9 protein-coding genes are annotated in these 12,162 nt (G+C 54.9%); 4 read left to right on the top strand and 5 right to left on the bottom strand.

Annotated elements, in window-relative coordinates; translation table 11 throughout:
- Nucleotides 1-27: 27 nt before the first annotated feature.
- Nucleotides 28-3,057, bottom strand: a complete 3,030-nt coding sequence (locus tag ACFPMF_RS05255; protein ID WP_379841836.1) for a PAS domain-containing protein — start codon at nt 3,055-3,057, stop codon at nt 28-30.
- Nucleotides 3,058-3,141: 84 nt separating this feature from the next.
- Complete coding sequence (locus ACFPMF_RS05250; RefSeq protein WP_379841834.1) at nt 3,142-4,713, bottom strand: serine hydrolase domain-containing protein; 1,572 nt, start codon at nt 4,711-4,713, stop codon at nt 3,142-3,144.
- A gap of 98 nt (nt 4,714-4,811) precedes the next feature.
- Between ACFPMF_RS05250 and ACFPMF_RS05245 the strand changes: the two genes are divergently transcribed.
- The 4 genes from ACFPMF_RS05245 (at nt 4,812) to ACFPMF_RS05230 (ending at nt 9,521) form a co-directional block, all read left to right on the top strand.
- The gene (locus tag ACFPMF_RS05245; RefSeq protein WP_379841832.1) at nt 4,812-7,010 is read left to right on the top strand and encodes a B12-binding domain-containing radical SAM protein; all 2,199 of its coding nucleotides are present in this window, start codon (nt 4,812-4,814) and stop codon (nt 7,008-7,010) included.
- Between the two features lie 260 nt (nt 7,011-7,270).
- Complete coding sequence (locus tag ACFPMF_RS05240; RefSeq protein WP_379841830.1) at nt 7,271-7,489, top strand: VF530 family protein; 219 nt, start codon at nt 7,271-7,273, stop codon at nt 7,487-7,489.
- 77 nt (nt 7,490-7,566) lie between these two features.
- On the top strand, nt 7,567-8,490 hold the full coding sequence (locus tag ACFPMF_RS05235) for a glycoside hydrolase family protein (RefSeq protein ID WP_379841828.1): 924 nt from the start codon (nt 7,567-7,569) through the stop codon (nt 8,488-8,490).
- 26 nt (nt 8,491-8,516) lie between these two features.
- Complete coding sequence (locus ACFPMF_RS05230) at nt 8,517-9,521, top strand: glycoside hydrolase family 43 protein (RefSeq protein WP_379841826.1); 1,005 nt, start codon at nt 8,517-8,519, stop codon at nt 9,519-9,521.
- 9 nt (nt 9,522-9,530) lie between these two features.
- Here ACFPMF_RS05230 and ACFPMF_RS05225 read toward each other — a convergent pair whose 3' ends face one another.
- From ACFPMF_RS05225 to ACFPMF_RS05215, 3 genes are all read right to left on the bottom strand, one after another.
- Nucleotides 9,531-10,694 (bottom strand): MFS transporter, encoded by a 1,164-nt coding sequence (locus ACFPMF_RS05225; RefSeq protein WP_379841824.1) that lies wholly within the window; start codon nt 10,692-10,694, stop codon nt 9,531-9,533.
- Between the two features lie 110 nt (nt 10,695-10,804).
- Nucleotides 10,805-11,170, bottom strand: a complete 366-nt coding sequence (locus ACFPMF_RS05220; RefSeq protein WP_379841822.1) for a hypothetical protein — start codon at nt 11,168-11,170, stop codon at nt 10,805-10,807.
- 29 nt (nt 11,171-11,199) lie between these two features.
- Nucleotides 11,200-11,907 carry a DsbA family oxidoreductase gene (locus ACFPMF_RS05215; protein WP_379841820.1) on the bottom strand — a complete coding sequence of 236 codons (708 nt, stop codon included), beginning with the start codon at nt 11,905-11,907 and terminating at the stop codon, nt 11,200-11,202.
- Between the last annotated feature and the right edge of the window lie 255 nt (nt 11,908-12,162).

Here is a 12,162-nt window from a genome sequence, read left to right as displayed (position 1 = left end):
GCCCCGGCCTGAAAACCGTAAAGGCGCTCAGGTCGGCAAATAAACGGAGAAAGTGGCTCCCTGGTCCGGGGTACTTTCGGCCGCAATAAAACCCTGGTGGTTTTCAACAATCTTTTTGCACAAGGCCAGGCCAATACCAGTTCCACTGTACGATTTACGGCCATTCAGCCGGTGGAAAATGATGAAAATCTGCTCGGCGTAATTTTGATCAAAACCGATGCCGTTGTCTTTAAAAGTCAGCTTGATATAAGTTTTGTCCGGATTTAGCGGAGGAATGCTTTTTATTTCTTCCGAAGAAGGTCGGCTGGAGGAAATGTGAATGACGGGATTCTTTTCGGAGAATTTCAGGGAATTGCCGATCAGATTGGTAAACAGCTGCGTCAACTGCAGGGGAATTGCCGGGATGGTGGGCAGGGTATCCTGCGAAAGAATGGCCCCCTTCTGTTCAAGCAATAGTTCAAAATCGGTTTTGACGCTGGCCAGAATCTGGTTCAGATCCGTCGGAACAAACTGTTCATCGGTTTTGGATAGTCGGGAAAAATTCAGGACACCCCGGATCAGGGCCGACATCCGCTGGGCCGACGAACTGATTTTTTCCAAAAGCACCTGGGAAGAGGCTTCATCGTGCAGCGACTCTCGGAGCAATTCACTGAAAGTCTGAATTTTCCGGAGCGGCTCCTGCAGGTCGTGGCTGGCGATATAGGCAAACTGTTCCAGTTCGTGGTTGGTGCGCAGCAGTTCATGGTTGGAGTTTTGCAGCTCAAGCGTCCGTTGTTCCACCCGTTTTTCCAACACTTCGGCGGCCTCTTCCAGGCTCTTTCGGGCTTCCACCTGCTGGGTAATGTCGATGGCGGCCCCCAGTAACCGGACGGGTTGTTTTTGCTCGTTAAAGATAATACTTCCCACTACGCGCACCCAGGGGATTTGCCCCCCTGATTCCTTCAGTCGCACTTCGTATAATAACCGACCGGTTTTGAGGGCCTGCTCGTAGGCCCTGGCCCGCACGGGCAGATCGTCCGGATGAATCCGTTCTTCGAATGCAATTCGGGGAAAAGGCTGATGCCGCGCGAGGCCAAAAATGGCCGCCAGTCTTTCCGAATACAGAAAACCGCCGGTTTCGAGGTCCAGGTCATACGTTCCCATTTCAGCGGCCTCGATCGCCAGCCGGGACCGCTGCTCGGCTTCATTAATGGAAATCCGGGCCAGTACTTTTTCCGAAACGTCGTTGACGGTCACCATGATTCCCGCTACCCGGTTGTCGGTTCCGAATAAGGGCGCGTATTCGTAATCCAGGTAATATTTGCCCACGCCTGCTTTGGTCTTGATGTAGGTAAGGGCTTCCTTGTCGGTATGCGAAATGCCGGTTTGCAGGACGTTCGTCAGCAACTGCGGGTAGGGCTGATCCCGTAGTTCCGGGAAAATATCCAGTAACTTTTTCCCCTGTACTTCCCGCAAGGTTCGTTTCCAGAGGGTTTTCAGCATGGTTTCGTTCGCGATCTCAATGATGAATTCCGGCCCCCGGAAGATGGCCATCGCGATGGGGGACTGGATGACGAGATTCCGGAACTGTCGCTCGCTTTCCTGGAGCTTGTATTTGGAGGTAACCAGTTCTGTGACGTCATTGGCGACCACGATGATTCCGCTGACCGATTGATCGGCCCTGCGCAACGGCTGGTAAATGAAATTGAAATACACCAGTTCCGGTCGCCCGGCGCGGTTGAGGGTCACGGGAAACTCATTGCCGAAGTAGGGCTGGCCGGTTTTGACGACGTTCGCTAGCAATTCCGTAATGCCCTGACCGCGCAATTCGGGCAACGCGTCCAGCATGGGCTTACCCAGTATTTCGTCCGGATGTTTATCCACCAGGCTGCCGTAGGTTTCATTGGCGGCTTCAAAAACAAACTGGTCACCCATTAAAACCGCAATGCCCACCGGGGCCTGATGAATGATACTGCGAACGTGTTCATCGGCTTTTTGCCGGTTTTGGGCGATGGTTTCCTGCGCCACCCGATCGATCTCGGCAAGCTGTCGGGATCGTTGTAGTTCCATTTCGTGCGCTTCCAGCGTATCGATAACGGTAGCAATCTGGGCCCCAATCATTTCCAGAAAAATCCGGTATTCGGTATCGAATGCGCGGTGGGGGCTTAAGCCGAAAACCAGGACCCCAAACCGGTTTTCCGGGTTGCCTGGCTGGATCGGGAGCACGTACGCACGGTCGGGAAGCCGATCCGTTATGGCGTGTTGCAAGGCCGTGATTTTTTCAGAAACATTTTCGATCAGGGCTGGCTCCCCGGTTTGAGCAACGGCTTGCACGTTCCAGAAATCGCCGGCCAGGCCGGTTTGCAGGGGAACAGTTTGGGCAAAGACGGCGTCGTTGGCTAACACGCCCGAAGTGCCGGAGAGCCGGGCTTCCGTTTGCTGGGCATCCAGCAGGTAGAAGGCCGAAAAGGGAAGGTCTTTGTAATTTTTGGTCAGCACCTCGATGGCCGCCCGGCCGACGGAATCACGATCGGGCGCGGGCGTAATTCGGCTGCTCAGTTCGTTGAGGGTTTGCAACCGGCGCTGGCGCAACACCTTGTCGGTTTCTTCGTGGCAGGCGCAGAATAAACCGCCCACCTGACCGGTTTCGTCAATAATCGGACTATAGGAGAAATTGAAATACCCTTCTTCCGGAAATTCCTTTCGTTCCAGTAACAGCATCAACTCCTGACCGTAAACCGATTCCTGTTGGTCAAAAACCCGGTTTTTCATGGGAAGTAAACTTTCCTCCCAGATTTCGTACCAGATTTCGGGGGCCGGTTTTCCCAGAAACGCCGGATGCTTGTGGCCCATCAGCGGAATGTAGGCGTCGTTGTGAATATTGATCAGGTGCGGTCCCCACCAGATGAACATGGGATAGCCGGAGCGCAGCACAATACTGACGGCGGTTTTTAAACTTTGGGGCCATTGGTCCGGTTCGCCAAGTGGATTGCCCGACCAGTCGAAGCTACGCAATAAGTGGCCGACCTCACCACCACCGGTCAGAAATTGGGGCGGTGTTCGATCCGCTGTGTTCATAAAGAGGGGTTCGCGCTGAGGTTTTGTCCTGAATTGATAATAGAATTACAAACTGATCCGAATACGAATAGTTTATCGACTAGTTTATCGACGGACTTCCCGGAAGTCCAGTTGCTGAATCAGGGCCGGATTTTCGGGGGTCAGGGTGAAGAAAACGTCGATGCTGCCTTTCTCGCCTTCGATGATAAACCGTCCGCGCAACTGATTCTCGGGGATCAGATCGCCAACACGCACCATTTTTCCCGCTTTCGCAAAGAGTTCCTGCACGTTTTTTCGCCGGTTTTCGAGCGATTGATCCGGAAAGAAATTTTCGGCGAAAATGGGACTGTGTTCGGCGTTGGTCCAGTCCGGCAGCAGTTGAACCAGTTCGGTTTTGCGCTGCGCCAGGATGTTGGAAACCGGGATTGCCCGTGGCTTCAGGCCCGCCCCGGTAATCAGGGTATCGAGCACCGTCCAGTTGATGGGGGTCATTCCCGCATAGGTCAGGTTGCCGTAGGCCACCACGCCAATGCCGTAGTCGGGCATGATCCACCACTGGCTGCCAAAACCGGGTAAACCGCCCGTGTGTCCGACGTAGATGCGCCCTTCACAATCGCGGCTCCAGCGCAGGCCGTACCCGTAGCTGCTGACCATCGGGCAGGCCCGCCCGTTCGGGTACTTGAACGTGCTCGCCAGGTTGTTGAACGTCCAGGGCTGTTGCATTTCCCGGACCGAACTGCGTTTGACCGGCCCGCTTTCGGCCACACTGCGGGGTGGCCAGGCCGACTCGTGGAAGGCCATGTATTTGCTGAAATCGTCAATCGACGTAATCAAACCGCCCATCGCTCCGTATGAGCCATCGTGCAACAGCGGTTCTTCCACCCATTCGTTGTTCAGCCAGCGGTACCCGTGCGCCAATTGGTTGGCCGGCACTTTGGTGTATTCCCAGACGGTGTGGGTCATGCCGAGCGGCTTGAAAATCGCTTCGTCGATGTACTGCTGATACGGTTTCCCGGAAACTTTGGTAACAATGGCGCCCAGCATGGCAAAGCCCAGGTTGCTGTATTCGTAGGCGACACCCGGCGCGTTCGACAGCGACAGACCGCCGGCAATGAGTTTGGTCAGGTCCGCCGGGCTGTCGTCCAGTTGCCGGTCGCCCCAGGGGTTGTCTTCCGGAAAACCGGCGGAGTGCGTCATCAGATGACGGACGGTAATTAAGGGAGAATCCGCCGTGAGGTACGGGAGTTTTTTCAGTTCCGGGATATACAGGTAGGCCGGATCATCGAGCCGAAGCTTGCCTTCGTCGCGCAGTTTCAGAATAGCCATGACGGTTACGCTCTTGCTCATCGACGCAATCCGAAACAGCGATTGGGACGATACGGCCGTTTTTTTGGCCACATCCGTGTACCCAAAACCGCCGGAATGAATCAGTTGGCCATCGACAACCACGCCAAACGCCAGACCCGGAAAATGGTTTTTGGCGGCATAGTCGCGGTAAAGATTTTCCACGGCGGGCAAAACCGCCCGAATCTTTTCGAGCCGTTGCGGATCGTCAAAAACCGGGGCTTGGTAGCTGGTCGAGTAGGAGGCCGGTAAGCGATCGCCCGCAGCTGGTTTGGGTTGGCCACACACGGTTGACGACAGAAAGAGCGCAGCGAAAAGTAACGGGATTTTCATAAGTTGGATTCAGTACCGCTAAAATAGGATGCAATTGTCAAAAGAGCTATTCTGACGAACAAGAACTACCTTTGTCGGAAACGAAGCCCCGTCATCGCTTGGAACCGTCGATTCTTTTCATCACCCCGCCGTTCACGCAGCTCAATACGCCTTATCCGGCCACGGCCTACCTGAAGGGCTTCCTCAATACGAAGGGCTTCTCCTCATACCAGGCGGATTTGGGAATTGAGGTGATTCTGGAACTGTTTTCGGGGAAAGGGCTGCGGGCGTTGTTTGCCGAACTGGAAGCGTCTGACCGGGAATTATCGGAAAATAGTTTCCGGATTTTTTCCCTGCGCGACGATTACATCACGACCATCGACCCGGTTATCCGGTTTTTGCAGAACAAGAATCCTACCCTGGCGCACAGCATCTGTGACCGGTCGTATTTGCCCGAAGCGGCCCGGTTTTCGGACCTGGACGATCTGGAATGGGCCTTTGGTACGATGGGAATTCACGACAAAGCCCGGCATCTGGCGACCCTCTACCTCGAAGACCTGGGCGATCTGATTACCGAAGCGGTGGACCCGCATTTTGGGTTCAGCCGGTATGCCGAACGGTTAGGCCGCTCGGCGACCCATTTCGATGCCTTGCACGAAGCCTTGCAGGCACCCGAAACCCGGATTTCGGTAACGTTAACGAAGCGGCTGGAAGAACGACTCCAGGCCTGGAAACCTACCGTGGTCTGTCTGACGGTGCCATTCCCGGGAAATTTGTACGGGGCGCTGAAATGTGGTCAGTACCTCAAAAAACACCATCCGGACCTTTCCGTCATCATGGGGGGCGGGTATGCCAACACCGAGCTTCGGTCGCTGAAGGAACCCCGGATTTTTGACTATGTCGATTTCATCTGCCTCGACGACGGCGAAGCGCCCCTGCTTGCGCTGCTGGATTTTCTGGAGGGAAAACGCGGTCTGGACGGACTGAAACGGGTGTATAGCCGAATAAACGGTGCGGTGATGTACCACAACCAGAACCGGGAACGCGATGTGCCGCAGCGCGAAACCGGTACGCCCGACTACCGGGATTTGCGGCTGAACGACTATTTATCCGTCATTGAACTGGTGAATCCCATGCACCGGCTCTGGAGCGACGGCCGCTGGAACAAGCTGACTCTGGCGCACGGCTGTTACTGGGGGAAGTGTTCGTTTTGCGATGTGACGCTCGATTACATCAAACGCTACGAGCCGCTGACGGCGAGCCTGCTGTGCGACCGCATCGAGGAAATTATCGAACAGACCGGCCAGAACGGTTTTCACTTTGTGGACGAAGCAGCTCCGCCCGCCCTGATGCGCGATCTGGCGCTGGAAATCATCCGCCGGAAGCTGACGGTGGTGTGGTGGACAAACATTCGATTCGAAAAAAACTTTACGGCGGATCTTTGTCTGTTGCTGAAAGCCTCCGGCTGTATTGCGGTTTCGGGCGGCCTGGAGGTGGCATCGGATCGGCTGCTCGAACGGATGAAAAAGGGCGTTACGGTCGCGCAGGTGGCCAAAGTGGGCCATAGTTTTACGCAGGCCGGGATCATGGTGCATGCCTACCTGATGTATGGTTTTCCGACGCAGACGGCGCAGGAAACCATTGATTCGCTGGAAATGGTGCGGCAACTGTTCGAAATGGGCGTGGTGCAGTCCGGTTTCTGGCACCGGTTTGCCATGACGGCCCACAGTCCGGTGGGACTGCATCCGGCGGGTTTCGACGTCATGCGAACGGGGCCGGATGACGGGCTTTTTGCCGACAACGACCTCGACCATGCCGATCCGCTCGGGGGCGACCACGGGCGGTTTTCGGAGGGCCTTCGGAAGTCGCTCTTCAACTACATGCACGGGGTGGGGTTCGAGTTTCCGCTCCGAAGCTGGTTTGACTTCAAAACACCGGCTACCACCATTCCGCCGAATTATATCGCCCGCCAGATCGATCAGTTAGCAGACAGCGAGTTTCGTCCCAATGCCGTGGTCGTCTGGCTGGGAAGTCTGCCCGTGGTTTCGGTGCTGGAAGTAAAAAAAGGGAAGAAAACGACCGAATTGGCAGAGCTCGTTTTTTATGCGAGGAAAAACGAATGGGCGTTGGAAACCGCTCTGCCGGTGGGCGAATGGCTGGAAACCATCATGCCCAGATTACAAATTGGAAAGCAGGACCCGTACTCCCTCGGCGACCTGAAAGCGGACTTTGAAGCCGCCGGATTGGGGAGTTTCGGATCCTTTGTCCATTCGGTCACCTGGCGGAGCCTGCGGCAAAATGGACTGCTGATTATTTAAATCAATAATCTTTCTTGCTGTCACGTTTGGCCTGTTTGTCGGCCCGTTTCTCTTTCAGCGTCTTCGCTGCCTCTTTTTTAGCGCTTCCTTTTGTGGGGGCTTTCTGCTGGGCCATGGTATTTAGGGATCTGGTTAAGAAGAAAGGTAGCGTTAATTCGGCAGAAAAGGAACCGATTGAAAAATTAAAAGAAGCCGACCGCCCCAAAAGCTATTTACGAACTTCACGTATCTTTGCGTTTGACCCCAACCGACTCCTGACGATGACCCAGCCCAATAATCCGCTTCACGGCAAAACGCTCGAAACCATTCTGGTGGAACTGGTTGATCGCTACGGCTGGGAAAACCTCGGAAGTCGTATTCCGATCCGCTGTTTCACCCACGATCCGAGCATCAAATCCAGCCTGACGTTTCTGCGAAAAACGCCCTGGGCGCGGCAGAAAGTGGAGGAATTATACCTGAAAAGGCTGGGAAACCGCTGATCGTTGCGCAGGATTTGCCATCTTGCGACTTCCGTGGCCGGGTTGAAAACCGGACGGAGTTACCCGAACCCAACCCCATGAAAAAAACATCGTTCCTTCTTCTGCTCACGGCAGTTCTGGTGAGCGGAATCGCCCTGCGAAAACCGGCTTCCAATCCTGAGTTTCCGTCCGAACTGGTCCACTTTAAACCGTACGCCCATAACCCGGTTTTTGCCGGAACCGGGGCCGCTACCTGGGACCAGCAGATCCGGGAGCGGGGCTATATTCTGCGGGAAGGCCGCAATTGGTATCTCTGGTATACGGGGTATCAGAAGGGAGGAGACAAAACGAAGTACCTCGGTCTGGCGACGTCGACGGACGGTTTTACCTGGAAACGTTCTGAAAACAACCCGATTCACCAAACCGACTGGGTGGAGGATATGTCGGTCTGGAAAGATGGCAATACGTATTATATGTTTGCGGAAGGCCGGGATGACATTGCCCACCTGCTGACCTCGACCGACCGGATTCACTGGACGGAAAAAGGACCGATCGATATCCGGCTTAAAAATGGGACCCCGCTGAGCAAAGGCCCGTACGGAACGCCCGCCATCTGGAAAGAAAAGGGGGTCTGGTATTTGTTTTACGAACGGAACGATGCCGCCGTCTGGCTGGCGACCTCGAAGGATCTGAAAACCTGGACGAATGTGCAGGACGAACCGGTTTTGAACTGCGGGCCGGAAGCCTACGATCAGTTTGCCGTGGCGGCTAACCAGATTATCCACTACAAAGGTTTTTACTATATGTATTACCACGCGTCGGCGTTTAAAGACTGGCGGGAATGGTCGACCAACCTGGCGGTTTCCAGCGACCTGATTCACTGGAAGAAATACGATAAGAACCCGATTGTCAAAGACAACACCTCCAGCGGCATTCTGGTCAACGATGGCTCGCACTTCCGGTTGTATACCATGCACCCGGAAGTGAAGGTTTTTCTGCCAGCCGCTCAGACCACTAACTGATTAAAACCATCCGAAGAAAAAACTTAATGAAACAATGGCTTCTGCTGGCCGCGTTGCTGAGTGCAGCGCTAACGGCTTTTTCGCAAACGACCCCGACCTCGTCCAAAAAACCGGGGAAGAAAACGATGTCTGGCAACCCGGTTTTCCCGGGCTGGTACGCTGATCCGGAAGGCGTCATTTTTGGCAAGAACTACTGGATTTATCCCACCTATTCGGCCCCGTATAATCAGCAGGTTTTCATGGACGCGTTTTCGTCGCCTGACCTGGTCAACTGGACCAAGCACCCCCGGATCGTCGATACCACGGCCATCAAATGGGCCCGGCGCGCGATGTGGGCACCAGCCATTGTCGAAAAGGGGGGGAAGTATTACCTGTTTTTCGGGGCCAACGACATTCAGAAGGACAGCGAGTTGGGTGGCATTGGTGTCGCCGTGGCCGACAATCCGGCGGGGCCGTTCAGGGATCATCTGGGAAAACCGCTGGTCGATCGGTTTATCAACGGAGCGCAACCCATCGACCAGTTTGTGTTCAAGGACAAAGACGGTCAGTATTACCTGATTTACGGTGGCTGGCGGCACTGTAATATGGCCAGACTCAAAGACGATTTTACCGGTTTTGTGCCCTTCCCGGACGGAACCACGTTCAAGGAAATCACTCCGCAAGGGTATGTTGAAGGCCCGGTGATGTTCATGCGGAACGGAAAGTATTACTTCATGTGGTCGGAAGGCGGCTGGACCGGCCCCAATTATTCCGTGGCGTATGCGGTGGCTGACACGCCCTTTGGCCCCTTTCAGCGGGTCGATAAAATCCTGAAACAGGATCCTAACGTAGCGACGGGCGCGGGCCATCACTCCGTGATTCAGGTGCCGGGTAAGGATGAGTGGTACATCGTGTACCACCGGCGACCCTTGACGGAAACCGACGGAAACCACCGCGAAACCTGCATCGACAAGATGGAATTTGACGAAAAGGGACTGATCAAGCCCGTACAGATCACGTTTGAAGGCGTAAAACCGCGTCCGTTGCGGTAGCCCACCGGTTCAGGACGGATCGGGGACCCGGCTCACCAGCCAGATCATCATCACGCCCAGCAGCGACACCAGGGCGAACGACCAGCGCAGGTTGAACGACTCGGCCATAAAACCGACAATCGGAGGCACAATCAGGAAACCGAAGTAGGCAATGGTCGAGACGGCGGCAATGACGGAACCCGTTCCGGCCAGTTTGGACTGGCTGGCGAGACTCAGCACCAGCGGCACGACGCAGGATGAGCCCAATCCGACCATGATAAAACCGAGACTGGCGACTACCACGTTGGGGAAAAGGCAGGCCAGCAACAGTCCGGATGTCATCAGGGTTCCGCTGAAGAGCAGGACGGTTTTTTTACTGAATCGGTTGACCAGCCAGTCGCCGGAAAACCGCCCGATGGTCATGGCAACCATGAAAACCACAAAACCGGCCGCAATCAACGGCTGGGGCGCGTGGACAATTTTCTGGAAGTAAATTCCGCTCCAGTCGTACATGATGCCTTCGAACGCCATTGAGGTAAACGACATCATTCCGAACGTAAACAGCGATCGGTCCGGAAAAACAAAACCGGAGCGCACCGTTGGTGAGGTGGCCGGTTCGGGTAACGAATTGGGGAATAAGACAAGGGCCAGCAGCGTCAGGGCAATGCCAACGATGACAAAATGCCAGGCCGGCAGGATATTCGCCGAAATCATCAACGCACCCAGCGCGGCTCCCGCAAAACCCGCAACGCTCCAGATGCCGTGGAAGGAGGTCAGGATGGAGTGTTCGTAGAGCGCCTGAACCCCAATGGATTGCGCATTGACCGAGATGCTCAGTTGATTGCGGGCCGCCCCGAAGCAGAAGAGCACGGCGGCCAGTTGCCAGGACTGATGAACCTGCCCCAGTACCACCAGGATCACATTCAGCAAAACCGCCCCGACCAGCATCATGATCCGGCTGCTAAACCGGCCGATCAGTGCGCCGGTGAGGGGGAGCGTCAGGATTAACCCCATCGGCAGGGCAAACAAAACCGCCCCCAATTCGGCATCATTGAGCTTTAACTGGTGCTGGATGGATGGGATGCGGGACGCCCAGCTTGCAAAACCAAACCCGGAAATGAAGAAAAAGCCGGCAATGGACAGCCGGATTTTTCGGGGAGATGCCAATGGAGTCGGGCTGTTTGGGTTCACCATGACGGGAGAAGAAGGTAGGCCAGCGAGTTAGACCAGCGCCGAAAGACCAAAACCGGCGCGGCCCCTTTCCTCTACCATCGTAGCTCGCTGGTCTACCTTCATTTATCGGATTACCTGCTTGACGCGCGTTTCAGAATACCGCCCACAAAACTGCCTAAAAACGTCAGGAAAATGGAACCGTAGAGGCAAAAAAGCTCCAGTTCGCGGTCTCCTCCACTGGTGGGGGCAGGGGTAAAAAAGGTATAGCCGACCCAGAGAAAAGCCGCCTGAAGCAGGGCCAGTACCCAGCCTTTGCGCGGTTCCAGAAAGCCGATGACAGCCGCCGATGCCGCGGCCAGAAAATACGGCCAGTGAACCACGTCCGCCCATTTGATTACCACCAGTAACAAGGCGCTATTGGCCAGCGTGAGCAACGTATTGAGGGCCAGCCGACCGTTAAAAAACGACTCCGACGGGGAATGCGATGAATCGATCATACGGGACAAGGGTGACTATTTTTGCAAAATTAATCACAATTTCCGTCCGGTGTACAGGCCGGTCCATCCAGGGCAACGGCTTCATTGCCAGTGTTTACCTCGTTCCACTCGCCAAAGGCTTTGGTCAACGCGCCGAGGAAGGTTTCGGGTGCCTGCGCCCCGGAAACCGCGTATTTCTGGTTGAAAACAAAAAATGGAACCCCCGTAACCCCAACCTGCCGGGCCTCGAAAATATCCCGTTTTACCTGATCGGCGTATTGATTGCTCGCCAGCACCTGCTTCACTTCCGCGGCATCCAGGCCAATATCCGTGGCCAGTTGCTGTAAGGTAGCATGGTCGGCGGTGTTGAGTCCTTCCGTAAAATAGGCTTTGAACAGACGTTCCTCCATCGCATCGCCTTTCCCGTGCTGTTTGGCGAGTTGCACCAGACGGTGGGCGTCGAACGAGTTGGCTACCACCGCTTTATCAAAATCGTAGTGGAGCCCCACTTCCCGGGCCATATTCGTGACGTAATCGTTCATCTGCTTGGCGTACCCGAGCGTCCAGCCCTTTGCTTCGGCCAGATACTGGGTAATGTTCACATCCGGGTCGGTTTGCAGGGCCGGATTCAGCTGAAAGCTTTTCCAGACCACCTCGATCGACGCTTGATGCTCAAATTTTTCCAGGGCCGCTTCAAACTTTCGTTTCCCGATGTAGCAGAAGGGGCACATCACATCGGACCAGATTTCTACTTTCATTATTGTAAATGGTTTGAGATCAATGGATTGCTTTGGGTATTTATCAAACGGACGAAAGAGGCTCCGTTCAATAAATGTCGTTACATCAATAAGGATCTGGGATAAAAATTGGTTCAGTCTGCGTTACGGTTTTAGGGGCCGGACCAATGCCGGTACAATCAGTCGCCAGGGGAGTTGAAACCGGCTTCGAGACGGTTTTCGCCGAACCAGATGCGGCCCGGTTTGGCCGTTTTTTGTACATTTACCCGTAATTTT

It is taken from the genome of Larkinella bovis, from assembly GCF_042655385.1.
GTDB classification, from domain to species: Bacteria; Bacteroidota; Bacteroidia; order Cytophagales; family Spirosomataceae; genus Larkinella; species Larkinella bovis.
Note: the sequence above shows the minus strand (reverse complement) of the source record. Positions and strands in the feature narration are given on the sequence as shown.